Annotated in this window: 29 protein-coding genes and 2 pseudogenes; 9 read left to right on the top strand and 22 right to left on the bottom strand. The window is 36.8% G+C overall.

Features of this window, described 5'->3' with window-relative positions; genetic code table 11:
- Window positions 1-250: 250 nt before the first annotated feature.
- The 12 genes and pseudogenes from ACIFOT_RS16500 to ACIFOT_RS16445 all read right to left on the bottom strand — a co-directional run bounded on the left by ACIFOT_RS16500 (window position 251) and on the right by ACIFOT_RS16445 (window position 12,581).
- Window positions 251-1,066: a DUF2628 domain-containing protein gene (locus ACIFOT_RS16500; RefSeq protein ID WP_430066402.1), complete on the bottom strand. Its 816-nt coding sequence runs from the start codon at window positions 1,064-1,066 to the stop codon at window positions 251-253.
- A 617-nt stretch (window positions 1,067-1,683) separates the two neighbouring features.
- Complete coding sequence (locus ACIFOT_RS16495) at window positions 1,684-2,247, bottom strand: recombinase family protein (RefSeq protein WP_430066400.1); 564 nt, start codon at window positions 2,245-2,247, stop codon at window positions 1,684-1,686.
- Between the two features lie 487 nt (window positions 2,248-2,734).
- Complete coding sequence (locus tag ACIFOT_RS16490) at window positions 2,735-4,111, bottom strand: restriction endonuclease subunit S (protein ID WP_430066398.1); 1,377 nt, start codon at window positions 4,109-4,111, stop codon at window positions 2,735-2,737.
- 1 nt (window position 4,112) lies between these two features.
- A pseudogene (locus tag ACIFOT_RS16485) lies at window positions 4,113-5,541 on the bottom strand (N-6 DNA methylase).
- Window positions 5,542-5,657: 116 nt separating this feature from the next.
- The gene (hsdR, locus tag ACIFOT_RS16480; protein ID WP_430066396.1) at window positions 5,658-7,985 is read right to left on the bottom strand and encodes an EcoAI/FtnUII family type I restriction enzme subunit R; all 2,328 of its coding nucleotides are present in this window, start codon (window positions 7,983-7,985) and stop codon (window positions 5,658-5,660) included.
- A 279-nt stretch (window positions 7,986-8,264) separates the two neighbouring features.
- Window positions 8,265-8,666: a terminase small subunit gene (locus tag ACIFOT_RS16475; protein WP_430066394.1), complete on the bottom strand. Its 402-nt coding sequence runs from the start codon at window positions 8,664-8,666 to the stop codon at window positions 8,265-8,267.
- 22 nt (window positions 8,667-8,688) lie between these two features.
- Complete coding sequence (locus ACIFOT_RS16470; RefSeq protein ID WP_430066392.1) at window positions 8,689-9,078, bottom strand: single-stranded DNA-binding protein; 390 nt, start codon at window positions 9,076-9,078, stop codon at window positions 8,689-8,691.
- Between the two features lie 42 nt (window positions 9,079-9,120).
- Window positions 9,121-9,654 (bottom strand): ERCC4 domain-containing protein, encoded by a 534-nt coding sequence (locus ACIFOT_RS16465; RefSeq protein ID WP_430066390.1) that lies wholly within the window; start codon window positions 9,652-9,654, stop codon window positions 9,121-9,123.
- A gap of 264 nt (window positions 9,655-9,918) precedes the next feature.
- Window positions 9,919-11,340: a hypothetical protein gene (locus tag ACIFOT_RS16460; protein ID WP_430066388.1), complete on the bottom strand. Its 1,422-nt coding sequence runs from the start codon at window positions 11,338-11,340 to the stop codon at window positions 9,919-9,921.
- 2 nt (window positions 11,341-11,342) lie between these two features.
- Window positions 11,343-11,948, bottom strand: coding sequence for a CHC2 zinc finger domain-containing protein (locus ACIFOT_RS16455; protein ID WP_430066386.1), 606 nt, complete (start codon window positions 11,946-11,948; stop codon window positions 11,343-11,345).
- A 193-nt stretch (window positions 11,949-12,141) separates the two neighbouring features.
- Window positions 12,142-12,273, bottom strand: coding sequence for a hypothetical protein (locus ACIFOT_RS16450; RefSeq protein WP_430066384.1), 132 nt, complete (start codon window positions 12,271-12,273; stop codon window positions 12,142-12,144).
- A gap of 110 nt (window positions 12,274-12,383) precedes the next feature.
- Window positions 12,384-12,581: a helix-turn-helix transcriptional regulator gene (locus tag ACIFOT_RS16445; RefSeq protein WP_430066382.1), complete on the bottom strand. Its 198-nt coding sequence runs from the start codon at window positions 12,579-12,581 to the stop codon at window positions 12,384-12,386.
- Window positions 12,582-12,736: 155 nt separating this feature from the next.
- Here ACIFOT_RS16445 and ACIFOT_RS16440 point away from each other — a divergent pair, with 155 nt between their 5' ends.
- From ACIFOT_RS16440 to ACIFOT_RS16430, 3 genes and pseudogenes are all read left to right on the top strand, one after another.
- On the top strand, window positions 12,737-13,180 hold the full coding sequence (locus ACIFOT_RS16440) for a helix-turn-helix domain-containing protein (protein WP_430066380.1): 444 nt from the start codon (window positions 12,737-12,739) through the stop codon (window positions 13,178-13,180).
- The gene (locus ACIFOT_RS16435; RefSeq protein ID WP_430066378.1) at window positions 13,180-14,610 is read left to right on the top strand and encodes a recombinase family protein; all 1,431 of its coding nucleotides are present in this window, start codon (window positions 13,180-13,182) and stop codon (window positions 14,608-14,610) included. Before ACIFOT_RS16440 ends, ACIFOT_RS16435 begins: the two co-directional genes overlap by 1 nt.
- A gap of 23 nt (window positions 14,611-14,633) precedes the next feature.
- A pseudogene (locus ACIFOT_RS16430) lies at window positions 14,634-15,596 on the top strand (hypothetical protein); the annotation flags it as partial.
- Between the two features lie 39 nt (window positions 15,597-15,635).
- Here the strand turns inward: ACIFOT_RS16430 and ACIFOT_RS16425 are convergent.
- Window positions 15,636-16,271 (bottom strand): phosphatase PAP2 family protein, encoded by a 636-nt coding sequence (locus ACIFOT_RS16425; RefSeq protein WP_430066376.1) that lies wholly within the window; start codon window positions 16,269-16,271, stop codon window positions 15,636-15,638.
- A 140-nt stretch (window positions 16,272-16,411) separates the two neighbouring features.
- On the opposite strand from ACIFOT_RS16425, the gene ACIFOT_RS16420 reads away from it, so the two are divergent.
- Window positions 16,412-17,584, top strand: coding sequence for a M20 family metallopeptidase (locus ACIFOT_RS16420; protein ID WP_430066374.1), 1,173 nt, complete (start codon window positions 16,412-16,414; stop codon window positions 17,582-17,584).
- A 22-nt stretch (window positions 17,585-17,606) separates the two neighbouring features.
- Here the strand turns inward: ACIFOT_RS16420 and ACIFOT_RS16415 are convergent, their stop codons facing one another.
- The 3 genes from ACIFOT_RS16415 to ACIFOT_RS16405 form a co-directional block, all read right to left on the bottom strand.
- Window positions 17,607-18,329, bottom strand: a complete 723-nt coding sequence (locus ACIFOT_RS16415) for an EcsC family protein (RefSeq protein WP_430066372.1) — start codon at window positions 18,327-18,329, stop codon at window positions 17,607-17,609.
- Between the two features lie 62 nt (window positions 18,330-18,391).
- Window positions 18,392-19,615: an ABC transporter permease gene (locus tag ACIFOT_RS16410; RefSeq protein WP_430066370.1), complete on the bottom strand. Its 1,224-nt coding sequence runs from the start codon at window positions 19,613-19,615 to the stop codon at window positions 18,392-18,394.
- On the bottom strand, window positions 19,608-20,348 hold the full coding sequence (locus tag ACIFOT_RS16405) for an ABC transporter ATP-binding protein (RefSeq protein ID WP_430066368.1): 741 nt from the start codon (window positions 20,346-20,348) through the stop codon (window positions 19,608-19,610). The genes ACIFOT_RS16410 and ACIFOT_RS16405 overlap by 8 nt, the downstream gene beginning before the upstream one ends.
- Before the next feature lie 594 nt (window positions 20,349-20,942).
- Here ACIFOT_RS16405 and ACIFOT_RS16400 point away from each other — a divergent pair.
- On the top strand, window positions 20,943-21,362 hold the full coding sequence (locus ACIFOT_RS16400) for an HIT family protein (protein WP_430066366.1): 420 nt from the start codon (window positions 20,943-20,945) through the stop codon (window positions 21,360-21,362).
- A 151-nt stretch (window positions 21,363-21,513) separates the two neighbouring features.
- Window positions 21,514-22,041, top strand: coding sequence for a tryptophan transporter (locus ACIFOT_RS16395; RefSeq protein WP_430066364.1), 528 nt, complete (start codon window positions 21,514-21,516; stop codon window positions 22,039-22,041).
- 67 nt (window positions 22,042-22,108) lie between these two features.
- On the opposite strand, the gene ACIFOT_RS16390 is transcribed toward ACIFOT_RS16395, so the two are convergent.
- Window positions 22,109-22,300: a hypothetical protein gene (locus ACIFOT_RS16390; RefSeq protein ID WP_430066362.1), complete on the bottom strand. Its 192-nt coding sequence runs from the start codon at window positions 22,298-22,300 to the stop codon at window positions 22,109-22,111.
- Between the two features lie 222 nt (window positions 22,301-22,522).
- On the opposite strand from ACIFOT_RS16390, the gene ACIFOT_RS16385 reads away from it, so the two are divergent.
- On the top strand, window positions 22,523-23,098 hold the full coding sequence (locus tag ACIFOT_RS16385; RefSeq protein WP_430066360.1) for an HTH-type transcriptional regulator Hpr: 576 nt from the start codon (window positions 22,523-22,525) through the stop codon (window positions 23,096-23,098).
- On the opposite strand, the gene ACIFOT_RS16380 is transcribed toward ACIFOT_RS16385, so the two are convergent.
- Complete coding sequence (locus ACIFOT_RS16380; RefSeq protein WP_430066358.1) at window positions 23,095-23,433, bottom strand: DUF1878 family protein; 339 nt, start codon at window positions 23,431-23,433, stop codon at window positions 23,095-23,097. The two genes, ACIFOT_RS16385 and ACIFOT_RS16380, sit on opposite strands and share 4 nt — an antisense overlap.
- Before the next feature lie 207 nt (window positions 23,434-23,640).
- Here ACIFOT_RS16380 and ACIFOT_RS16375 point away from each other — a divergent pair, with 207 nt between their 5' ends.
- Window positions 23,641-23,820 carry a hypothetical protein gene (locus ACIFOT_RS16375; protein ID WP_191272637.1) on the top strand — a complete coding sequence of 60 codons (180 nt, stop codon included), beginning with the start codon at window positions 23,641-23,643 and terminating at the stop codon, window positions 23,818-23,820.
- A 290-nt stretch (window positions 23,821-24,110) separates the two neighbouring features.
- On the opposite strand, the gene ACIFOT_RS16370 is transcribed toward ACIFOT_RS16375, so the two are convergent.
- Complete coding sequence (locus ACIFOT_RS16370) at window positions 24,111-24,203, bottom strand: YjcZ family sporulation protein (RefSeq protein ID WP_223592945.1); 93 nt, start codon at window positions 24,201-24,203, stop codon at window positions 24,111-24,113.
- A 32-nt stretch (window positions 24,204-24,235) separates the two neighbouring features.
- A complete protein-coding gene (locus ACIFOT_RS16365; RefSeq protein WP_223593141.1) occupies window positions 24,236-24,322 on the bottom strand; it encodes a YjcZ family sporulation protein in 87 nt (28 codons plus the stop codon).
- Window positions 24,323-24,529: 207 nt separating this feature from the next.
- Here ACIFOT_RS16365 and ACIFOT_RS16360 point away from each other — a divergent pair, with 207 nt between their 5' ends.
- Window positions 24,530-25,402 (top strand): peptidylprolyl isomerase, encoded by an 873-nt coding sequence (locus ACIFOT_RS16360; protein ID WP_430066356.1) that lies wholly within the window; start codon window positions 24,530-24,532, stop codon window positions 25,400-25,402.
- A 42-nt stretch (window positions 25,403-25,444) separates the two neighbouring features.
- Here ACIFOT_RS16360 and ACIFOT_RS16355 read toward each other — a convergent pair whose 3' ends face one another.
- On the bottom strand, window positions 25,445-25,639 hold the full coding sequence (locus ACIFOT_RS16355) for a sporulation YhaL family protein (RefSeq protein ID WP_430066354.1): 195 nt from the start codon (window positions 25,637-25,639) through the stop codon (window positions 25,445-25,447).
- Between the two features lie 83 nt (window positions 25,640-25,722).
- Window positions 25,723-26,667 (bottom strand): 3'-5' exoribonuclease YhaM, encoded by a 945-nt coding sequence (gene yhaM / locus ACIFOT_RS16350; RefSeq protein ID WP_430066410.1) that lies wholly within the window; start codon window positions 26,665-26,667, stop codon window positions 25,723-25,725.
- Window positions 26,668-26,673: the final 6 nt, after the last annotated feature.

Raw genomic sequence — 26,673 nt, 5'->3', positions numbered from 1 at the left:
GTTCATTATGACTAAACTGCCCCGATAGCGAAATAAGAAAAAGGATCGCCGCTGTTGCAATCCTTTTTTAACTCAAGCAAGGGTAGTTCAATATGAAATCGATGGGCAATTAAATTATTTAAAGGCAAGTACTATTAGGTTACTTTATCATGCGAAAATTAGATTCTTTTAATCCTTCTAAATTAGAAACTCAGGGAATAGGACAGCATAGGTGGGCAGCTGTCCTTTTTTCTATTGCTTTGAATTTACCTCATTGATTAACGTAGTCGATATAATCATCCGTTTCTTCATCGTTCAACAAACCACCATTTATGTGAACTTGAAACCATTCATAATAATATTTATCAAAATATACGTTAAAAAGAATACGGACGTTTTCATCATACGCATAATCATAACCCGTGAACTCCACCACATAGTACCGCTCCATCTTATGGATAACTTTCCATTTTGGATTGTCGTTATACAAGTCTAATGCAATTCCTTCGCCAGATAAATGGACTACATCTGTTATGTTTTTTTCTGTGGGTATATAAGAAGAACCTAATGATACACCATAGATCGCAACCGATAAGAGTAGATGTAAACCGAGCATAGTGCCGATATGTGTTCCGCCTTTGTTTTGTATATAATGAACTCTTTGTTTTTCAGGTAAAGTTTTAGCTCGTTCTAAAATTTTAGTAATATGAATAAAATACAAACGATTGCCGTTCCACCCCACAACAAAAGCGGAACCCAAAGAACATGCCAATAAAATAACAGCATACAACCAATCCGGCATAGCAATAAGAGAATAAACTACTGTCAAAAGCATCGGCATTAAACCCAATATATAAAAGGGTTTAAACATTTTTCGATAAGGCAGCCAAAAAAAAGGTAAGAAAAAAGCTGCCCAATTCCAAGTGCTTTTCTTTGCTGGGTCTGGAACTAGTCCCCACTTATAACCATAATACGACTTATTATTTCGTACTACTGCTTCATATTCGTCCAATCCAGACGATTCCTCTGATGGCTCCCCCTTGAATTCTACTTTATCCAGTTCCTCATCCTTCTCAGGTGTGCTCAAATGACCCTCTCCCCATTTTTAGTTTAATACCTACTGATATTCTGGCTGCTTCGTACTTTTAACCTTCTCGTCATAGTAATAAAGAACAAGCTGCATTCTTTGTCTTGATGAGCGTACTTTTAATTATGTTGGGTCTCATCTTCACTACTCGAATACTTATATTTATACATCGCCTGAAGTATTTAATGCTTTACTGTTTTTTACAAGGCATTAACTAATAATTAATTTTCTATAACGTATACTCTTAATTGCCCATGGTCTTTAAAAGAGGTTAACCCTTCTTGAATCATTCTTCGTTTTCTACCACTTTTCCCTTCGTCTTTTTCCTCTAATTCCTACACAACCAGTTTGGAAGTAATTCTCTACTGATAGGCTTGTATTATTAGTAAGGAGGTTCTACAAGACCTATGAGCGAATTAGCATTTCCATTGTATTCACCCGTTCTTTTAAGATTTAATTAATTATTATTTCTAATAGAAGGCAAAAGACCTATTAATTCACTAACTTTTCGGCTGTTATTACAGTCAAATCATTTATAATTACAATCGTTAAAACAGTTGTTAGAAATATGAAAAAATCGACCATTATGGTCGATTCAATTTCCTTATCATAGCTTTTCAGTCACTAAGCTGCTCCTGACGTTTCTTAGCCCTAATGAGTGTGCTTTTACTTATCCCTGTTATTTCCTCTACTTGTAAGTACGAATTCGTTTGAAGGAGCTTTAATGCATGTTCAATTTGTGCCTTCTTAAACTTCTTAGGCCGTCCCTCTTTAAAATCCTTGCGCTGCCTTGCCATTGCTTTTCCTTCCTGAGTTCGCTCTACAATCATATTTCTTTCCATTTCCGCTACCGCCAACATAGTTTGAAGGAAGAACCGCCCCATAGTTGTGTTTTCAAGTAATCCTACATTTAGTACGTGGACACGAACACCCTTGTTGAATAACTCCTCTACGACGTCAATTCCTTCACGTACATTCCTGGCTAACCGATCTAGTTTTGTGACAACTAATGTGTCGCCCTCAGTTAGTTCTTTAAGCAATTTACTAAACTTAGGTCTTTCCAACTTTGTACCAGTGAATTTTTCCTCAATAATCTTATCGCAGCCTTCAACTTGCAATCTTTCTATTTGCACATCCAAGTCCTGTCCTAAAGTGCTTACTCGACAGTATCCATACTTCATTTTGTTCACCCCATTTATGAATATATGTTATGACACCTTTGAATAGCCTTATTTTATCACTTCTATATTTCGGTGTCAAAACTTTTAAGTTATGACACCTAAGACACTAAAAAAAGCGCCTGCAGTCGACGCTTTTATTAAAAAATATGATATGCAATTTTCCTAAGTACTTTAGTGAACCTTTTGTTAGTATGACCGCAAAAAATGACCTTAACCCTGTCAATCTAGGGCTGGAGAGATTCCCCACAATTCCACTAACCTTCCAAAATGGCTTTTTATCAATATTTTCTTCTTTTTTTTACCCTTTACATTCCTTAATAATTCTCTTTTTACCGCAAATGCGTGACCAAAATGTGATCTCACAAAATAGAAAAAAATGTAATGGATATTTGCAACATATAATGGGATTTTTCGCGTACGACTCTGGCGCGATCACCATTTTGAAAGGTGCAGAGGTTTGAATTTCCATGGGGTTGCCACGAATATTCTACTTCACTAGTTGATTGCAATGAGGTAGCAATTCTTCTATCTTTGCAACAATCCGTTTTTGTTCTTCTAGTGGCGGGAGAGGGAATATCTGGTTTTTGACTACTTCTCCTGTAATAGCTACAAAGGTTGTGCCTGTAGCTTTTCTTATAAAATCATTTTTAAAAGCTCTTAATGTGTACATCACAAACTTAGCATCCATACCAGCAAGTGCATTTATTCCACATAGACCTCTTCCTATGCATATCTCTCTGTTTGTTATGTTAAGTATACCTACAGGAGCCCTTACGCATAGGAGTACAGTATTTGGTTCAACTATCTTAGTAGGTTTATTTGTTGATTGATTCGAAATTTGAAGGTAGTCATCTCCGAAGAATACTTTCCCTTGATGAAATTCAATCCCCTCATTTCCTGAAAATACGCTTGTGCCTTTTGGCGATTGCCCCATTATAGTATCAACCGCATTTCCTAGCCTCACCCACTTCCAACTTTCAGGAATATCAAACGGGATTTCATCTTCTTTAATCTCTGGAAGTGTCTTCGTCTCTTTAATTTTACCTTCCTTAACCAACCTTTCCTTTTCTTCTTGAATCTGTCGGTAGAGTTCCTTTGCTGAGCCTTCTTCTTCTCTCTGTTCAACCAGCTTTCCTTGAATGGCATATTGCAAAATAGATTTTTGCATATCTTCCGGGAACTTTTTATTCAACTCCTTCACTTCAGAATAGGATTTATCATATTTCTCCACATAAGGCATTAATTCATCGATCTTTGCTACGATACGCTTTTGTTCTTCGAGCGGGGGAAGTGGAAACAATATTGGATATATCTTCTTGCCGGAAACAACTGGTTGAGCTGTTGCATTATTGTCTCTTCCAAGATTTAAATGGCGCAAAACAAAAACTAAATACTTTTTGTAAATATAAGCATCAGGATACGTTGTAATAAACGCATTATCAGTTACCCATGCGTTCTTTGGAGTAACATGCACACTGCCACAATAATAACCAACTCGACCTATTACTACAGTTTCTTTGTCTACATTTCCTATGTTATGATATCCTGTTATACCGTTACCTCCGAATACAGGTATATCTCCTTCTTTCATTTGCTTTGATGTTAATCCTTTACCAGAAGAAATATTAATTAATTCGCCTAATCTAATCCATTCCCAGCTTTCGGGAATATCAAACGGAATTTCACCTTCTCTAATTTCTAGTTTTTTTTGTTTCTTAAACTTACCTTCATTGATTAACTTCTTTTTTTCTTCTTCTATTTGCTCTAGCAGTTCTTTCGCAGTTCCTTCATCTTCACGCTGTTCTACAAGTTTCCCCTGGATCGCTAGTTGAAGAATACTGTTTTTTAAATCCTGTGCATTCATATTAATTACCTCCAAGCATAGAAGTAATCTGTTCTAATACTTGGTCGATTTCAGCGTTAAGAGAAGCTCGTTTTTCTTGATACTCTTGAATCAAATCCATTGGCTCCAAGATAACTTCTTCCTCATGAGGGAAGCCACATAAGTCAATGTTATAACCTCTTTCTTCAATTTCACTGATAGAATATTTCTTAGCTTTCGGAAATCCATCCACTTCAATTTCTTCTCGGTTATCCCACCAAGCGAGAGCTTCACTAAAATGCTCCAACTTCATCGGTCTAGTCTTAGAGAAATTCTTATATCCTTCGGGCATATCCACACGGTAGAACCATGTTTCTTTTGTCGGTTCTCTATTGTCGAAAAACAAGATATTTGTCCGAATGGATGTATATGGTGCAAACACACTATGCGGCATCCTTACAACAGTATTGAGATTAAACTCACTGAATAATTTCTTCTTGATATTAAATTTGGCATTATCTGTTCCAAATAAGAATCCGTCTGGTAGGATAACCGCTGCTCGTCCATTTTTCTTAAGTCGATACATGATTACATTCATAAATAAATCAGCAGTTTCAGAACTTCTCAGTTCCATTGGGAAGTTGACTTTGACGCTCTCTTTCTCACTTCCTCCATAAGGCGGATTCATCAAAATCACATCAAATGGCTCCATTTTTCTAAGTTCTTTGTAGTCAGTCTCTAATGCATTTCCATGAAGGATGTTTGGATCATCAATATCATGAATCAGCATATTGGTCACGCACAGCATATGCGGCAACGATTTCTTTTCAATACCATATACAGACTTGTTATAGATTTCTCTTTTTTCAAGAGAGTTACCAACTTGTTTATCTAGTGCATTCAAGGCAGATGTCAAGAAGCCCCCTGTACCGCAGGCGAAGTCCCCTATTTTTTCTCCTAGTTGGTTTTACCACTTCTACCATAAAGCCTGTTACCGCTCTTGGGGTATAAAACTCACCAGCATTTCCTGCACTCTGTAAATCCTTAAGGAATGATTCATAGATTGCACCGAATTCATGGCGCTCTTTATATTCTGTGAAGTCGATTTCATCAATAATATTAATGACTTGACGAAGCAGAATTCCATCTTTTTGATAGTTATTGGCATCTTCAAAAGCATATTTCACAATCACCTGACTCATTGGTGTCTCGTCATCGATTTCTAGATTCTTAAGGGTAGGAAACAGTTTGTTGTTAACAAAATCCAGTAAAGCATCTCCTGTTAACGCCTCCCCATCTTTTCGGTCAACTGCCCAATCTCTCCACTTTAAACCTTCTGGAATGATGGACTTGTAGTTGTCATCATGAAATTCCCATGTTTCTTCCTTTGCATCATATATTTTTAAAAATAGAATCCAAACGATTTGCTCGATTCTTTGGGCATCTCCATTAACGCCAGAGTCATTTCTCATTACATCTTGAATTCTCTTAACAAAATTACCAATTGCCATAACCTATACCTGCCTTGTTTTATTGTTGTTATTATTTATGCGTAATAAATTTCATTCTCTAGTTCCTGTACTGCCTTCTAATATGCCTCTTTTCCACCAAAGGCTTTGACAATTTTCATTGGACTGCCAATCTTGGCAAATTCCTTTAATTGAAGTACCTTTGTATCTTCAATTTCTTTAATGCCATCATTGGCATACTTATCAAGAAGTGTTTCAATTACCTGCTGGGCAATATCGGAATACTTATACAGATAGTGACGTTTCTTCACATTCTCTGCTCGTTCTTTTTTTGTCAGCGGCGGCTTATCGTAAGCCAAGTGACAGATAAGATCAAAATCATCCAGCTCTGTTCTACCCAATTCTTCTCTGACTGCATCAAGCAGCACACCACTGTCTTGTAATTCATCAATGATGGCTTGTTTTTTCTCCGCTTCTGTCCATGTTCTCAAGAAATCATCCAGCTTTGTGTATTGCTGGAGGATATTTTTCTTGGTGTAGTCAATCAGACTTTCAGTAATGAGCTTCCCATCTTTATCAACGTATTGGACTCTCTCTGAAAGAACTCTAACTGTGACATCTCCTATATAATATTTGCGTGGCTTATCTTCACCTTCATCACCAAAGATATCCGTGCCCCCAGTGTGGTTACCACCATCGGGTTCATTGACGCCATCATTTGGACCATAGCCTTCATTTCCTTCCTCAGTTCCAGCTTCAGGCTCATCTACTGGGTCATTCCCACCAAGGTCAATAACCACTTCCGGTCTGCCATCAAATGCAGGATCGGCAAATAGTCGGCTGGAATTACGAAAGTCCATAATGGTAAAGTAGGTCTTGCCGTATTCTTCAAGAAGTCTTGTCCCACGCCCGATAATCTGCTTAAATTCGGTCATGCTGTTGATGTTATTTTCTAAAACAATCAACTTACACATTTTCGCATCCACGCCGGTAGTCATGAGCTTACTGGTTACTGCTATAACTGGATAAGGGCTTTCTTCATCAATAAAGTATTCTAGCTGGGCTTTTCCTACCTCATTGTCCCCAGTGATACGCATGATGTATTTATCATTTTCTGAATACAAGTCTCTATTTTCATTGATAAGTGCTTGTCTCATCCGTTCGGCGTGTTCAATGTCCACACAGAATACGATGGTTTTACTAAAGCGATCTGTTTTCTTTAAGAACTCTGTGACTTTAGATGCTACCACTCGTGTTCGATCATCAATTACAAGCAATCGGTCATAATCTTTTACATTGTATTCTCGATCTTCAATTTCATAGCCAAATTTATCAACCTTCCCAGCTTCCGGTCGATAACCTTCTAAATCTTTATCTAGACCAATTCTGATGACTTTATATGGCGCCAGGAAGCCATCATTGATACCTTGTTTAAGAGAATATTCATAAATCGGCTCCCCGAAATAAGAGAAGCTAGATGCTTCCTTTGTTTCGATTGGTGTGGCTGTACAGCCGACGTGAGTAGCTGAAGAAAAATAATCTAAGACCTTTCTCCACGCTGAATCTTCTTTCGCACTCCCTCTATGGCACTCATCAATCACAATCAAATCAAAAAAGTTCGGCTGGAACTGACGGAAAGTCTCTTCTCCAGCGTCACCGGTAAGCTGTTGATAAAGGGCTAAGTAAATCTCATAAGAACTATCGAGATTTTTACTCTGTACTTTTGTCATCTTTCCACCAAAGGGCTTGAAGTCTCCGGTGATAGTCTGATCAACCAGTACATTTCTGTCTGCTAAAAAAAGTATTTTTTTCTTTAGTCCAGATTTCCATAACCTATAAATAATCTGGAAGGTCATAAATGTCTTACCTGTACCTGTAGCACTTACCAGAAGCACACGTTCTTGTCCCTTGGCAACGGCATCTACAGTTCGATTTATTGCAACCCTTTGATAATATCTAGGCGTCTTGTAATTAGGCACATAATAATAAGGTTCAAACATTACCTTTTCTTCAGCTTCAGTGATATTCTTATCGATTAGGTATCTTTTATATAAAGCCTTTGGCGTTGGAAATTCTTCAAGTCTAAGTTCTCTTACTTCACCAGTGATTAAGTTTTGTTCAACAAAACCATCGCCATTTGAAGAATAGACATAGTATATGTCCAGTGCTTTCGCATAGTCAATCGCTTGTTGCAATCCAGCTCCTACTGGATGATTATTATCCTTGGCTTCTATGACTGCTAAAGGAAAGTTATTTTTGTAAAAAAGTACATAGTCCGCTCTTTTCTTTTTTCCTCTGGCGGTTACATTTCCACGAAGTATGATTCTACCAGCCGTAAAGGCGTATTCAAGTCGAACTTGCTTCCTTATGTCCCAGCCCGCATCAGTGATTGCTGGAGTAATATATCTGGCTTTGATATCTTCTTCAGATAGATTTCTCTTTCCCATTAGCTCAGCCCTTTCGCCTATTTTTAATCACTTATTCTATTTAAACTCTATAATGTTTCCAAACACACTGCCACGTAATTTATTAGCTGCGTCGAATAAATCTTTTGTGAAATCAATATCTGCTTGTGGTGCCATTGTCGTTTGTCCCTTTTATTTTCCAACTATAATTGTATCATGGCATAGGACTTTAGCTACAATAATTATAGCTAAAAAAATAGAGAGAAATACAATCATTATGACTGTACTTCTCTCTATAATTAATGCAATATTAACAAAAAATTATGCATCCGCTGCTGCGGGGTCAACAAATGATATCTCAATTTTATTATTTAATGCACCCTGAAGCTCCTTTTTCTCCACAAAAGCACCATTTGTTTTAGCAATGAATTCCGATGCTTTTAATCGATCCTTCATTTCCGCATTCTCATCTCGCATAATTTCCGTCCAAAACCGCTTTGTCTCCGTAATGTCCGCAATAAATTCCACATCCAATTGGGCATTCCGCTCCTTGATGTATTCTTGGACCTTAGCATTTCTGAGCAGGCGGCTGGCATTTACCTCAGCCGCATTTCCTTCTGCTTCGTACCCTGCCTTAATATAACTGGTGGAGGCATTACCACTTTCGATGTAAAAATCTGCAAATTTCTTTTGCTTAATGTTTAGTTCATCAATAAGGAACACCCCATTTTATAAATTTTCCCTTCTAAAAGGGCAAGTCTTCATCATCAATCACTGTTCCAGTTTGTAATGGCTCGTTGGAAACGGCTGTTTTAATTTGTGATTCATTCTCTTTCCTCTTTCCCACGAAAGTAATACTATCCACCACAACCTGAGTGGTAAAGGTTTTCTGCCCATCTTTCTCATAACTGCCAGTTTGAATATGCCCTTCAATCCCAATTTGATCTCCTTTTATCAAATTGTTCCCCATTATTTCTGCTGTTTTAGTGAAAGCCAGAAGTCTTATATAATCTGTTTCTTCTTTTTTAAACTTTCTGTTAACAGCTAATGTGTTAAGATAAAACGCTGTTCCAGATTGTGCGAATTTTAGTTCTCCGTCTTTGACAAGGCGGCCAATTAAATTAACTGTATTCATTATTTTTTTCCTCCATTTTTTCTGTTGTTGTCAAAAGATCACCTATTTTAGGACATTTCTAATCATGTAATAAAAATGAAAGTATATATAATTTCCTGCTGTGTTTGGGGCAACAAAAACTGTTTGAAATCCGTAACGTGCCTCAAATGCCTTTAATGAACCTACTAATGCCCTTGAATTGTATCCGCTTCTGTAATTCCCTTTAATGAGGTTTTGATAGCCGTCTGCATCCTCAACCAGTATCAGAAAAGGGAACCGCTGCGCCCGAATTAACTCATTCTCAAAACGATTCCTGTCTTTAATCGTGGCCGCCAATTCGTCCACACTGTTCTTCCTTTCAATGGCTGCCATAAAGTATAAATTTCTTTGGATACCCAACTCTTCAATTTTAGGCAAGTAGGCTGCATAATCCCCATAATCTAACTTTTTCTCTTCATATGGGATTCTCTTAGACTTAAAATAATCAATAATATGCTTGTTTTCTTGCTCTCTCGAATCAACCAATATCACTATAGACGACAGTAATTTTTTAACTTCCGTTTCAGTAAATTTATATTTTATAGTTCCATCTTTCATATGAATTCACCCTACCCCATGCATAAATACGTCATTAACACTATTAACTCCATTAATCAATACCTCTTGAGTTAACTTGCTTTGAACCTGTTTGTTATGAACGTTTTTTATAAGCTTTTTATTACGTCATTGATAATTTATCTCTTATTTCAAATAAAGCGCGTTATTATTCGCGTTAAAAAAGACGTTCCAATTTAAAGCATTGGATTCTTTTTTACCAAAGGTTTATTATTAAACGCGTTAACAACGTTAATGTCGTTAAGTCTAATCTGTTAGTGTTATTTTGGTAATGGGTTTTTTCACTCCTTCCTTTCGTACAGAATCCACTCTAATAAAGCCGTTAGATAATAAGTCTTCAACAATCTGATCTATTTCATTTTTACAAAGATTTTTATTATAAAACTCCCTGACTTCATTTCTAGTCATGCCATCTTTTCCGCTGTCTTTTCGAAATTTTAATTCGTCTAGGAGTTTAATAGCTCTACTGTTTTTTAAAATCCCTTGTTTACCGAAAATGAAGCGAGCTGATCTAAAACAATATTTCCACAAATCCAGCGCAGCCTTTAAATGGATAACTTTTATCTCGTGAGATTCATCCAATAAGGCATATATACAGGCGAGACGCATCGTTTGAGCCTCCGCGCGGCTTGTGACTGCTCCAATTACACCGCCTGTACCAGTTGACAATGGTCCATAGACTTTTCCCCATAATTGCTCTGTTTCTTTATCTCGTTTTAATTCCCCTGCGGTAGACCCAAACTTAACAGCAGATTTTATCTTATTTACTAGTGACGAAATATCCATTTCGTGAAAAGCTCCTCCACTTGGTAGCAGTTTTGACCGTTCAACCATTAACCATAAGAAGCGATTCGCAAATCCATTAACTAAATCTACATTAGAGATTTCCTTTTTTAATTCATCTTGTGTAATCTGACCTAAAATGGATAAATGTGCATTCGTAGCTTTCATTGGGTGTTTTGTTAATGTTCTTGGACTGCCAGTATCCCAAAACTCTCGAACAATTGCAGAAAGAGTATTTCCAACCCTATTGGCAATTCTCAATACCTTGCCAAACTCTTCTTCCACAACTAGAACCCTTTTATCCTCTATTCCTTCATCAACGATTTCACCATTTTTTATTTCTTCATCTCTTACAGCATAGATTAACCCTTCACCACTTGACATACCTGAAAGCATATGGTCTTGTTCCCACATTGGCTCTATCGCATTAAAAATTAATCTAACAGGACTTAGTGACGTTCCCTTTCTCCCTTTACCAGTAGCTCCAACAACGACCGCAAAAATTCGCGCAGGGTGTTTCCTTGCTGCCGCCGTAAAGTGTGCAGAATCCCCGATAATATTTCCATATGCAGTTAAAAAGGTAATTAATGTTGCCATCGGATCTGCCTCCGTATGAGGGTCAATGATACGTACTACCTCACCAGCTAAGCCATAAAAGGCTGCTGCAGCGGGACCTTCTTCATTAGGATATAACCTCAGTTTTGCAGTAAATGCACCATTTTCATTAACAAAATCTTCTTCATCGATAAATAAGTTTTCAACCTGGTCATGCTTTACTATATTTTCTTCTACCAAATTTGAATTATTTAAATCTTCATTAAGCACGTCATTTACCCTTTCGATCGGATATGTTTTTAAAAAAATATCCGCAGTTTTACTTGCCAAAGTTAAAACACCTTTCCGTTTATTTCTTTGATAAAACCATTAACCTCTTCCAATGTTTTAAACTGGACATCAGGATCATCATCAATTAAACATTCCAACCAATACTCCACCTGTCTAATAATGTGATACCAGTCGCCTACCTGTTCAAGATCTTCTGGTGTTTTTATTCTGGAAATAGCATCAATTGACAGCTCTTGAACCCACTTTAATTTATCAATGCTTTGGATTAACTTTTTATTAAACTTCTTTTGAAGTGCTGCCACCAGTTTCGTGTCTAATCTTTTTTTCAGCCATTCTTTTGCCTGAGCACTATCTGGCTCTGTAAGCACATAATCATTTTTTATTGTTTCAACTGCTTTGTAATAGTCTATATTAAGTGATAATTTCACAATGTCGATTACAGAGCCCGCTTTTCCATCATTGCAGCCAGCCCAACAAAAGAAACTATTAGTATCCGTATATACCGAAAAACTTGGACTTCGATCGTTATGATAAGGACAACGTATATTGAAGCACCGACGTCTTGTATTAGTCTTAATAAAATTTACCCCTGCATATCTTTCAAGTGCATCCGTTATTGGAATTGTCTTTTTTATTTGGTCAATCATTGATATAGACTCACCTCTTTAACCTTAAACTTGTGATTGACCGCTTCCCTTCCTATGCCATTTGCTGAACATCTAACATTTAAATATTTCGACAAATTTCGCATATAAAACAAAAAAAGAGAAACGAGGCATGAACAATGTATTTTTTCTAGCTTGCTACCTTTTTGATTCAATCGTCTTATGAATATCTAAACTAAGCTTGCTTTTTTATATCTTCATTGTTTTGTAACGAGGTTTTTTGTTCTCCGGAAATGCTTCGGAGTAATCCTGGGAGCAGGTGTTTATTAACAGCGGCCGCTAACTTCTCAGCTGGAATTTTAATCATCTGCATCGCCTCCTGCTATATACATATGTTTTACCGATTGTCTAATATTGCTAAAGATTTAAGTTCAAGTTATTTGTATTTCAAGTGTTAATTGTATGATTTTCTTGGACTTAAACATCAAAAAAAATATTATCTACACTTTTACGAAGAATACTTGCTAACTTGATTGCATCACTTAATCGTGGCTTTGCATATCCATTTTCCCAGTTACTCACCGTTGTTTTTTTACAACCGATTAAACTTGCTAACTCTGATTGTGTTAAACCACTCTCTTTCCTTGCGTTTACCAGGATGTAATTTTTCTCCATTTAACCACCTCCAAATAATTCAATAAGCTTGAACCTCTTCAGTATAAGTCCAAGTTTTTTGTATGTCAATACAAAATATATGAGTATTTTGTACTTTTATTTTGTTTTAATATAAAGTACAATTAGCTTGAACTTTGTAAAAAAGGAGCAAAAAAATGTTAGGGAAAAAGATTAAAAAAGCCCGCCTTGCAAAAAAACTTACACAACAACAGTTAGCCGAAATGGTTAATACAAAAAAAACAACAATTTCCAATTATGAAAACGAGTATAGTTCGCCATCCAGCACAATGCTTGCTGATTTGGCTAACGCTCTGGGTGTTACTACTGATTATCTTTTATCACGCACTAATGCTGATATAACGAGTAAATTTATTTGGCAAGCTGCAGGCATTGATACATCTGGTCTGGTTTTTGACGTAAATCTTGGTAGTGTTGGAAGGCAAATAGAAGAATGGTTTGAATTGGAATTTAAATTGGACCTATTCGATTTTGAACAGTGGAAAGCTCTCTCTCCTAAACACATAAAATTAATAAATGAACACTTTATGCTGGTTGTTAAGCTGGCTAAAGAAAGTGAAAAAAAGGTAGGAGAACTTTAATGCGAGTTGCATTATATGTACGTGTATCAACTGATGAACAATTTAAAGAAGGTTACAGTATTGATTCTCAGAAAGATAACATCAGAAATTTCACTAAATCGCAAGGATGGATTATTCAAGAAGAATACTTTGAAGAAGGTTTCAGTGCAAAAAACCTTCAACGTCCTTCTATACAAAAACTTATATCAGATGCCAAAAGTCAGAAATTTGATGTAGTTGTTTTTTATAAACTTGATCGACTTGTACGATCTGTCAGTGACTTGAACAGCCTCCTTCAACTTTTCGATGATAATAAAATCGCAATCCGGTCTGTTACGGAACCTTTCGATACTACAACTGCAATTGGGCGATTTCTTATCACTCTTGTAGCTGCAATAGCTCAATGGGAAAGGGAGACAATTTCAGAGCGTGTAGTTATTAATATGACTAAAAAAGCAAATTTGGGTGAACGAAATGGCGGCAAGGCTCCCTTTGGGTATACATTGGAGGAGGGTAGGCTAATTATTAATGAAGAAGAGGCTCGCTTCATTAGAGATATATTTAAACTATATACTAGTGGAAAAGGTATGAGGTCAATTGTCTTATATTTAAATCAGTTTGGCATAAACAAAGACATTCGTTCCATTGGAAGAATAATTGAAAATCCTGTTTACAGCGGCAAATTAAGGTGGGCTAACAACTCTAAAAGAGATGTTATTATTTCTGATGTTGTGATTCACCAGCCAATTATAGAGGAAAAGCAATTCAATCTTGCTCAACAATTAAGAAGCCAAAGATCATTAGAAGGGAAAAAGGCAACTTCCCCTTATCCGTTTTCAGGTGTTTTACGCTGCGGAAGATGTGGTGGCCCGTTGTCTGGATATTATAAAAAAGCTAGAGGCTCCAAACATTACATTTGTATAAACAAAAAGAATAAAGGAACATGCGATTTGCCCATGTTTACTGAGAAAGCTTTAACAGATGTTTTTTTGGAAAACTTGTCTCCAGATGACCCTGCCCGTTTTTTTAATTTAACAAATGATTTTGATTTGGATTCAAAAGAAAAAATGGATCAATCTCAATTTTTAAAAGAACTTGAAAAAGAGATTTCATCAATAAAAACACGAAAAAAGAATTGGCTGATGGCTTTGGGAAATGGAGTAATAAGCCAAGAAGAGTATTTAACCATGACCCAAGAAGATACAAAAAAAGAAGAAATGTTGCAAGAGCAACTCAAGGAGCTCTCATTGGAGAAAGTATCGCTTGACCGCGATTCCGTCCTAAGCTTATTGAGAAGTATTAGCACATTATGGGAAGCAGCTTCAGACTACGAAAAAAAGAGTTTTATAAATGAATTGTTTACAAAGATCGTTGTGGATGTGCCTGCAAGCTATTATAGAGCGCCTGGAAAGACCCCCACCGTTATGATAAAAGAGGTTTCATTGTCATAATTAAAAAGATTCCTTTGTTGACATTCGGCACCGCTATGGCAATGAACTTGTTTGGTCATGGGATTGCTTTATCTGGGGATTTCGTGATTCAGGCTGCTCCAAAGCTAACTTCTGATGCAGCAGGTATTCCAATCCAAGAGGTCATTAATGCCAGCGTTCCTTTAGTTTTCACAATGGGGATTGTTACAACCGTTACGGCTTTCTTCTTTTTAAGGAGAGATATGAAGCGGGGCGTCCTAAAAATAACAGATTCTGTTATACAAGACACTCATGAAGAAGAAATCAATCAGCCAGCACTTTTATCAGTTGCTCAAAGACGATTCTTCGCCCTTTTAGTGCCTTTATTATTTGCTGCTGATGTTGCCGCTATGACTATATTAGATTTAACTGGCGGCGATGCAACCGCATTAATTGGAGGAACTTCCATCCTCATTTTGTTGTTAATCACATTAACGACTCACAAAAATAAAGGGCTTGAAAAAACCACTCAATATTTAATCGAAGGTTTTACCTTTGGGTTTAAAGTGTTTGGTCCTGTTATTCCAATTGCCGCATTCTTCTATTTAGGTGATGCTGGTTTTGGAAAAATTATTGGTGATTTCTTACCGAAAGCCTCACAAGGAATCGTCAACGATTTAGGTGTCGCTCTAGCCAATGTTGTGCCATTGAGTAAAGAAGTGGGAGCGGTTACATTAACTACAGTTGGGGCAATTACTGGATTAGATGGTTCAGGATTCTCTGGGATTTCTCTAGCTGGCTCAGTTGCCGCCCTTTTTGGCACAGCCATCGGCAAAGGTATTGCTACCTTGACAGCACTTGGGCAAATTGCAGCGATTTGGGTAGGCGGCGGGGTACTCGTGCCATGGGCGTTAATCCCTGCGGCTGCTATTTGTAAGGTAGATCCATTCGACTTAGCCAGAAGAAACCTTGTCCCAGTATGTATTGGTCTGGTTGTAACAACGATAGTTGCAATGTTTTTAATCTAAACTAATAATTAAGAGGCAGATTAATTTTCTGCCTCTTGCTTATTTTACCCGCTTTTTAAAATATTTATAGATTAATAGCGAGCAGAACACCCATATGTACCCTAAAGCATATCCGCCTAATACATCAGAAGGATAATGAACCTGCAAAATGATTCTGCTCGCCCCTATTAAAAGAAGTAATATGGCCGCGGCACAGGCAATAATGATCTTCACAGTTTTTGATTTGGCTGCTTCCATTAAAAGATAAGCAATAAAAAAATAAACAATCATCCCTACCATCGCGTGACCGCTTGGATAGCTGTAGCTTTTAACTTGGACAAGATGCTCAAGGTCAGGTCTAGGCCGGTCAAAAAGATTTTTTAGAAGCTTACTAGCTTCATTACCTAATGCTACTGACAAGGCAAAAACAGCAGCACCCAAATAGTTTCTTTTCTTCAGTAATAACCAGGCAAGAGTTAATAAGGCGACAACCCCAATCCCTTTTTTATCGCCCATTTCGGTTATCTGAACAAAAAAGGGAATGAAAGAATCAGGGACATGGGTTGCCCAGCCTGCCACACTATCATCAATAAAAAATAGACTATGTAGGGCAACTTTAATGGAGGTGTATAACGTGAGTAACACAGCGATGATGATAAAAGTATAAGAATAATACCATTTATTTTTAAGATCCATTCCGCAAAATCCTTTCTTACTAGTTAAATTACTTTTAAAAGTATAATGAAAGAGGATATAAAAATCTACATTTCAAGGTAAAAAATGTTAAAATAGTTTGAAAATACATTCTAAATAATCAAAGGTTTGGGGGTTTACATATGTTAAATAATCTTTTTGCTAAATTAGAAAATTACTATGATGAAATGGTCTCGATTAGGAGGTACATGCACCAGCATCCAGAACTTTCCTTTGAAGAATATGAAACGGCAAAATTCATTAAATCCTTTTATGAGAATCTGAATATTGAAGTTGAAGGGAATATTGGCGGAAATGGTGTGGTGGCAAGGATATATGGGAAAAGGCCTGGTAAAACTGTTGCACTAAGAGCTGACTTCGATGCCCTGCCAATTCAGGACGAAAAGGATGTCCCCTACAAGTCATTAGTTCCTGGCGTGATGCACGCCTGTGGACATGATGGTCACACCGCTACTCTCCTCGTACTGGCGAAAGCCTTAAATGAACTAAAAGATGAACTTGAAGGAAACTACGTCTTTATTCACCAGCATGCCGAAGAGTATGCACCCGGCGGGGCAAAATCGATGATTGAGGCAGGATGTCTAAAGGGGGTAGATGTCATTTTCGGAACACATTTATGGGCAAGTGAACCGACTGGGAAGATTCAGTATAGAACTGGACCGATTATGGCAGCAGCTGACAGGTTTGAAATTGATATTCAAGGTAAAGGTGGACATGGAGCCCAGCCTCATAAAACGAAGGATGCTATCGTTACTGCCTCACAGCTTGTTTTAAATTTACAACAAATTGTCAGCCGCAAGGTCAATCCGGTTGAATCCGCTGTTGTAACAGTTGCCTCTTTTACGGCTCAAAATGCGTTTAATGTCATTGCAGATAAAGCAAGACTGATTGGCACCGTCCGTACGTTTAATGAAGATATCCGCCAGTTCATCGAGGACGAAATGAAACGAATTATACATGGTACATGTTATTTGGCGGACTGCGGTTATGAATATCATTATTTCCGAGGATACCCTGCGGTAGTAAATCATGCAAATGAAACAGAATTTTTAATTTCATGTGCTGAAGATGTTCCTGAAGTTGTAACCATTGAAGAAACCGAGCCGCAAATGGGCGGCGAGGATTTCGCCTATTATTTACAGGAAATTCCAGGGACATTCTTTTATACAGGAGCGAAACCAGTCAATGATGATGCTGGTTACCCCCATCACCATCCTAAATTTGATATAGATGAAAAAGCGATGCTAATTGCCGCTAAAACACTCGGAACTGCCGCAATAAAATTTCAGAAGTAAATAATACAAACCCCTGAACAATTTATAGTTCAGGGGCTTTTTGCAAAATTCTTAACCTGTAGGCATTCATAGCGGTTTCTCCCAAATGCTTTAAGAGATTGTTATTGGCATAGGCACCAACAAAAGCCCCAATTCCCGGGACAAGCTGCAGCATTTTAACCAGGTCAATATAATCCCGATATTCCTGCTGAAATTTACGCCAATCCATTTCCACTAGCACTTGTTTTCGTGTTTCCCAATTTTCAATCTCATATAAAGTATTTTTCCGGATTTCATCACTTGAAAAAGCAAGCTGAAAAACATGGAGAATAAATAACCTTTCCTCATAATCCTTGGTATTGAATCCATAAACAGCTGCTGTCTCAAAAAGATATTTCATTTTAATGGTAAGCAGTAATGGAAAATCAGCCAGCCCGAGTAAAATACCTCCTGCACCCGTACCCGCTCCTTCAATTATAGCGGTTTTTTGAAAAGTAGATATTTTTTTTCGAGCCAATTCATCTCGTTCAGCCAATGTCATCCCGCTTGCCTGATCCTTATTTGTCGTTACCTGCGAACCGAATAATGTTGCTTTGACCATCGCCTTAATACTCTCTGTCATCACCTCATGGACCTTTTCCGGAATGAATTCATTTATTTTCCCCTGTGCTTTTTTGGAGAGACGATTCACCATTCCTGACCGTCTCATTATTTTTCTTTTCCATTCTTCTACTTCTTTATAGACTTCCAATTCATATTCATTCATTTTTATGACCCACCCCTCCATAATAATTTATGCTTATTTACGGCGGAATCTGCCCAATGGTTTCAAATGGAGGATACATCTTTTACACGATTTTTACTGTAAAATTTCACAAACAGGAAGGTAAACAAAAGTCCTCCAAGTAATGCTAGAAATGCAATAACCAGTTCACCTTTAATTAAAATGAACATGGCGAAAATCACAGCCTGGACAATCATAATAATCATTAATAATGAATGAAAAGCAGCTGATTTATAGTTAGTCGCAACAGGATATAAATCAACCCATAGCTTGTTTTGATGATGGTTCCATAACGGAAGAAGCTGAAAACCAGTTAAATATAAAAATAAGACACTTAACAGAATTTGCCCCAACCCAAACGATATAAAATAAATGGCAAATGTTCCAATCACTGTTAGGCGGATAAAAAGACCAAGGTAATCAGATGATCGCAGAAACGTTCTAGAAAACAAATAAAGATACGTTTTTTCTTGCGAAAAGCTCATTCCATTAATAATGAAATCAAGCCATTTTCTTCTTTTAACCGTTTCCTTTAACTTAGGGACATCTGTAAAAAGATTAGCCAACCGATAAAAAGAGGCCATTCTTTTTTCTTCCCCATCAATTAATAAATCCCACTTCAGACCCATGCTTTTTGTTCGCACATAAAAGGAGTAATAATAAAAGGCCAGGATAATAACGATAAGGAAAAGGAGCAGAACATTTGCCTCCTTAAATAATAAATAGGAAAAGACTGCATTCAAAAAATAACGGACAACCAAATCCCATCTATGTACAGACGATTGAACATAATAGTGGATTCTCCAGCTTGAAGCAAGATTCCAAGCCTTTAAAGCTAACAAAACCACGAAAAACATGAAAAAGCGGTGGAAACCTTCTCTGCTTATGTGTGCATACATTGGCATTAATATTGCAAGAGCCATTAATAGAATATATCCTTGAAAAAAAAGGCTGGATAATCCTGAGCGAAAAAAATATCCTTTTAATTTTTCTTCAAGCGGTATTAAGAACACTTTATCCGCTTCCAATAAAAAATTATAAACCGGACTATAGGTTAAGAAACCCCCAATAATTATGGCCATGATGATTTCTGCCGGAAATCCAGAAGAAAGTCCCTCAATCCATTTTTGATAATAAAAGGATGCTGTACCAATAAGAAATAACAAAACAATAACAAGATGCCCATTAAAAATATATCTAAGATACCTGCCTAAATCCTTTACACGGACCCCTGCCCGATCCTTCCAAAGCTTTTTTTCATCAAACATAATTTTCTTCCTTTGTTAATTGGATATATAAATCATCTAATGAAGCGGCAGGCATCGAAAATTGTTCCCTTAGTTCCTCTAATGTTCCCTTTGCTCTAATTTTTCCTTCATGGAGGATTACAAAGCGGTCACAATATTTTTCAGCAGTTGCCAAAATGTGGGTTGACATTAAAATACCTGCACCACTTTCCTTCATTTTTTTCATTAAATCAAGCAAGGATTGGATTCCAAGGGGGTCTAGTCCAACAAAAGGTTCATCGACAATATAAAGAGATGGCTGCACTAAGAAAGCACACATGATCATTACCTTTTGTTTCATCCCTTTTGAAAAATGGGCAGGAAACCAGTTCAGGCGTTTTTCCATCCGAAATTCAGCCAACAAAGGCGCAACTCTTGTTTGATACGTCGATTCATCCAGGCCATAGGCCATAGCTGTTAATTTCAAATGCTCGTCCAATGTAAGCTCCTCATATAAAACAGGAGTTTCGGGAACGAAGGTGAACAAGTGGCGATATGCCTCTTTATCCTCGGTAAAAGATTTTCCATTAATTTTAATGGCCCCCTTATGCGGCTCCATTAATCCGATGATATGTTTTATGGTCGTACTTTTTCCGGCTCCATTTAGTCCAATGAGACCAACCATTTCTTTTTCTTTTACTTCAAAAGAAACATCCTTTAATACCGGGTTTCTAGTGTATCCCCCGACAAGATTTTCGATTGTTAATAAAGACATTTTTTAACGTCCTTCCATAGCATGATTATGGTTTATTTTATCAAAATGCGTTCAATAAAAATAGGAATTCAATTTTTCGATTTTTTTTGTATATTTCTTTCATAACCGGACATCATAATATTCGAAGGGGAAACAACTTACTTCGGTGAAGCAATTCATCAAAATTTGAAATGAGGTGTCTGTTAAAGACATTTTCCATTCAAACAAGTGAGCTTCTCAATCGTATCAGATAAGGGGATGGTTGTTTTGTACAATGTGCATGGTAACCATTTGGAGTTCAAGTAACACCACTGTTTATCTTAAAAAAATAAACGGCAAATGAGGTGTTTACCGCAGATCGCCACCTGTTTTTATAAGTTGGGAAAACATATAAAAACACATATAGGGGATGGTCAGCTTGAACAATGATGTCTCTTTATAAAAACACTCTACGAAAAATGAGGTGTTTATCAAAGAACACTCCTAATTGAACGTCAATATGAAGCAGGTCCCCTTCGAGAGGGCAGGATTCCATGCGAATCCTGTTCTTTTCTTTTTTATCCTTCTATATTATGGTAAAATAAGACAAACATTTTATGAAGGGCTGTGAAATAGATGAGTGAATGTATTTTTTGTAAAATTGTCAATGGTGATATTCCTGCAGCAAAGGTTTTTGAAAACGAGCATGTTTTGGCTTTCTTGGATATTAGCCAGGTGACAAAAGGACATATGCTGGTTATTCCCAAAATACATAAGGAGAACTTATTTGAATTAACGCCTGAGATTGCCAGAAATTTGTTTGAGGTCGTCCCTTCAATTGCCAACGCATTAAAGCGTGAATATGAACCAATTGGACTTAACACGATCAACAATAATGGTGAGCATGCCGGCCAATCTGTTTTTCACTACCATATGCATTTAATTCCTCGTTACGGAAAAGGTGATGGATTCGGAGCAGTCTGGAAAAACAATCAAAGTGATTATACTCCTCAACAATTGCAGGAAATGGCTTCAAATATTTCTAACCAGCTTTAATTTTTCAAAAAATAATTTTTAAATTATCAGAAAATTATTTCTTTATTAATATTATATTATTATGTTATAATGAATCTAAGTTTTTCGCTGCAGGCAATGAGTGCACTGCAGGAGAAACAAATAGCTTAGAAGAGCAGAGGAGAGATGAGAAATGAATACAAAAAATCTTGTTGTTTTAGCATTGTTAGCGGGGATTGGGGTAGTTTTACACACGGTAATGCCATCATTCTTTGGAATTAAGCCAGACATGATGCTGGCCATGATGTTTTTAGGAATAGTCCTTATTCCAGAATTTAAAAGTGTCATGCTACTAGCTATTGTTACTGGTGTTCTGTCTGCATTAACAACTGGTTTTCCAGGCGGTCAAATTCCAAATATTATTGATAAACCTATTACTGCAATAGTCTTTTTTGGTTTATTTTTAGCCTTAAAAAAATACCGAAATTCTGTTGTAAGTGTTGCAGTTTTAACTGCAGTGGGAACAGCTGTTTCAGGGACTGTCTTTTTAACAGCTGCGTATTTTATTGTCGGCTTACCTACTTCATTCGCATTACTATTCTCAGCAGGTGTATTACCTGCAATCGCACTAAATGCCATAACTATGATTATTTTGTATCCAGTGGCTCTTTCAATCGTTAAAAGAACTAAACTATCTACAGCTTCCGTCATTCAAAAATAATGGTCGGGATCCTTTTTAAGAAAAGAACCCAACAGGGTTCTTTTCTTAAATTCAATATTACCAGATTTTATAAAAAATAAGAAAGCATGGAAGCAACGAGAAGGCAGATTCCACACCCTCCTGCTAATGCCGTAATTCTTTTCTTTAAAACTTGTTTCGGTGGATAGACACCAGGTCTTTTATAAACTAAAAAATATTTAAATGTACCCAAAAAAAGGATGGCACTAAGGATAAAGAAAATTACAGTTGCACTCTTCATTTTTTGCCCCCTTAAAATATTGAAAAAATTCTAATTATTCTTGTAACTATTTATATGATTGATCGTCCACTCCTATGAACAAGGCATGTTTTTTGCATAAAAATGAAATTTCAAGATAAAATTTTCATAATTTCTAAAAATTTTGTGAATTTATATCTTTATTAATTTTTATTTTATTGGCATAATGATAATAGAGAAATATAAAAGTAGGTGAAAATGGGGATGACAGAGAAACAATATTCAATGAAGGAAGCTTTCTTTTTTAGTCAACGAATTGCACAATTAAGCAAGGCGCTTTGGAAATCAATTGAGAAGGATTGGCAGCAGTGGATTAAACCGTTTGATTTAAATATTAACGAGCATCATATTCTATGGATCGCCCATCATTTAAATGGTGCTTCCATCTCCGATGTGGCAAAGTTCGGAGTGATGCATGTATCCACAGCGTTTAATTTTTCAAAAAAGTTAGAAGAAAGAGGTTTGCTGCAATTTTCTAAAAAAGAAAATGACAAGCGAAACACCTACATTCAACTGACTGAAAAAGGTGAAGACATTTTACTGCAATTAATGGAAACCTATGAGCCGAATAGTAATTCTGCTTTTTCTGGGGCCCTTCCACTAAGAGAACTATATGGAAAATTCCCAGATTTTATTGAAACGATGGCAATTGTTCGCAATATTTACGGAGCAGATTTCATGGAGATCTTCGAACGTTCTTTCCATAATATTGAGAGCGAATTTATCGAAGAGAATGGGAAACTTCGTAAGTCTGAGAAGCCCGAACAAGAACTTGCTTAGATGTATTTAATGAACTCCAGAAATAATGTCTTGAAAATATCTTGCTTTATACATGCATTTAGTACTTCTTTTATTTCCAGTGTACCTGGTAAAGAAGCAGATAATTCGTCGAAAAGCGGATGAAAGTATACGTACCCTTCCGCTTTTTGTTCTTCCAATTTTATGCTCATTTCATCACATAATTGAAAGAAATTTATTACTTCCTGTTTAGATATTCCCCTTTCAATAATGAGCTTATAAAATTCAAGCTTTGGGTTGTTAAGTAGTTCTAAAAGCAGTTTTTGATGGTATTCCAGCAGGTTAATTCTTTGTAATAGCAATTCGTATTCTGTCATAATCAAGCCCTCATTTCAAAACTTTAAAGTTAGCATATTAACATTATTCACCTATTTTAATTAAGGGTAAACCCTTTTTTAACAAATGTCTGAAATTTTATGCAACTGAATAAAAAGTCTAATATTCTTCCACTCTTTTTGACTATCTTTTTTTCGTAATTTTTGATAATGTATTAAGCATAATGAACAACAAGGAGGGAATCGTTGATGATCTCCATTTTTATTGTCTTCGCTATTTTTATCTTGTTTTATGTAAATAAAATGACCAGTTCCCTTTGTATTCAAAAAGAAATACCTGAAGAACGCCAGCATAAGGTTTTTCGTACCATTAATGTTCTAATCACCATCCTTCTGATTTCTTCATATTTGGAAATTTTATATACATAATCCAATTGTTATCATATTGCGGGACAAAGGATATGTAATGGACCATAAAAAATGGCTTTGTTAAAGGCCATTTTTGATTTTTAACACTGTTGATTGGAGCGGAAGGCGCGAAGACTCCAGCGGGAGTACGGTGCAGGGGAGACCCCGCAGGCGCCAAAGCGCCGAGGAGGCTTTCCTGCACGCCGGCGAACCGCTCGCGCCTGGAGCGCAAATCAACAACCAAGTTTAGCAGAGCAAAAAAAATAGAAGCGATGAGGAAATCTCATCGCTTTTAGTTTGCCGTTTTGTAATTAATAAACCCAAGAAGCTCCGATAATAATTAATAAAATGAAAAGGACAACGACTAACGCAAATCCTCCACCATATCCACCTGCACCAGACATATCTTTACCTCCTTTCAGCAACCTTTAAATTTTTAGTAAATCCAGGAAGCTCCAACAATAATCAATAGTATGAAAAGTACTACAATTAGAGCGAAGCCAGCTCCATATCCACCACTCATCGTAATACCTCCTTTATCATTTGCTACCATATACTATTCAACCAGTATTCATTTCGTTTAGGCATTTGCCAAAAATTTTTGGAAAAGACCCACGTGCATTTCTGTAATATTCAAAAAACAAACACAGTTTAAATTTTTGCAGTAGTTCGCATTTATGTTATAGTAGAGATTGTGGACAAGAATATACTGTTTAGGAGAGATTTCAACATGAAAAAATGGATTTTAGCCCTTTCTTTAGCAAGCGGGGTTCTTGCTTTAAGTGCTTGTAATCAAAGCGGATCTGATACAGTTGCAGAGAGTAAGGTTGGTAATGTTACCCAAGAAGATCTTTACAATACGATGAAGGCAAAATATGGGGAACAAGCCCTCCAGCAGCTTGTTTATGAAAAGGTTCTTTCTAAGAAGTACAAAGTAACCGATAAAGAATTAAATGACAAGATTGACCAATTAAAATCGGATCTAGGTGCAAACTTTCAAACTACCCTTGCTCAATATGGGTATAAAAGTGAAGATGACTTAAAGAAAACGATGAAGCTTGGCATGCTTCAAGAAAAAGCTGCACTGAAGGATGTCAAAGCAACAGAAAAAGAAATGAAGGACTACTACGATAACTATAAGCCTGAAATTAAAGCACGCCACATTCTTGTTGCTGATGAAAAAACTGCAAATGAAGTAAAGAAAAAGCTTGATGGCGGTGCAAAGTTTGAAGATGTTGCAAAAGAATATTCAACAGATACAGCATCAGCGCAAAACGGCGGCGATTTAGGCTGGTTTGGAGCTGGAAAAATGGATCCTGACTTTGAAAAAGCAGCATATGCATTAAAAGTCAATGAAATTAGTGCTCCAGTGAAAACACAATTCGGCTATCATATTATTCAGGTAACCGATAAAAAAGAGAAAAAATCATATGCTGACATGAAGAAAGAAATTGAATATCAAGTAAAATCATCTAAATTAACTAGCGAAGAAATTAACAAAGCCATGGAGCGCGAGCTTAAAGCTGCAAACGTAAAAATAAATGATAAAGACCTTAAAGATGCACTGAAGCCGCAAACTTCAGCAGCTGCTGCTGGACAATAATAAAAAAAAGCGGAAGCGCCCAATTTGGCGTTTCCGCTTTTTTTATTCACCCGTAGCCTTTAGTTCTTCTCTCATTTCTTTTTCGCGTTCTAGACGTTTTATATAGATTTCCCCTTCTTGCTCAATGTTTTCGAGTTCAAGCTTTCGTTCTTCTCTGCCTGTTTTAATGGCCATGAGTGCGCTAACTACAATTCCAACCACAACTGCATAAATCCAAATAGGAATAGTCAAAATCATTTGCTCCCTTCATTAGTGGCTGTCCACTTTTTATTAAAAACATATTCATTCTAATGAAAAAAAATAACCCTTTATGGGTTATTTTATTTATGAAAAACTGGCTTATAGAATGACCGATTATCCAATGCATAAATTCGCTCAGAAAATTCACCAGTCTTTACTCTTTCGAGAGCGCGGTCAAGCATATTCATTTTAGCATCGAGATTATCAATATAATGAAGAATCTCTGCCTCTTTAATTAATGGTGGTTTCGGGCTGCCCCATTCAGCTTTACCATGATGGCTTAAAACCAAATGCTGAAGTATAAGTACTTCCTCACCTGTAATTCCCAGTTCCTCGGCTGCTTTGCCAATTTCATTGATCATAATTGTGATGTGCCCCAGTAAATTACCTTGGATTGTATAAACGGTTGAAACGGGTCCGGATAATTCCATTACTTTTCCCATATCATGCAAGATAACTCCTGCATAAAGTAAATCTTTATCGAGACTAGGGTACAATGATGCAATCCCCTTCGCCAAGTCAAGCATACTAACGACGTGATAGGCAAGTCCAGAGACAAACTCATGATGGTTTTTTGTGGCTGCTGGGTATTCCAGGAACGCCTTTTGATGTTTTTTGATTAAATGACGTGTAATTCGTTGGATGTTGGGATTTTTCATTTCAAAAATATATGAGGTCAGCTTGCTGACCATCTCATCTTGACTAAGTGGAGCTGTTTCGAGAAAATCATCCAATTTAACGCCATCTGATGGTCCAGTTGGCCGAATCTGACGAATCTTTAATTGGCTTTTCCCACGGTAATTTTGTAAATCCCCCTGAATTTTGACAATATTTTGGGCTGCGTAAGCTTTTTCTTCCTCTTCACCTGCATCCCAGAGCTTTGCCTCTATCTCACCGCTTTGGTCCTGAAGGATTAACGTCAAAAACGGCTTGCCATTACTCGCAATTCCTTTTGTTGAACTTTTTATTAATAAAAATAATTCAACCTGTTCCCCAATCTCATAATGCAGTACACCTTTAGCCAACATAAC

This window comes from Neobacillus sp. NRS-1170, assembly GCF_050468025.1.
The sequence above is the reverse complement of the archived record's forward strand: the minus strand, read 5'-3'. Positions and strand labels throughout refer to the sequence as shown.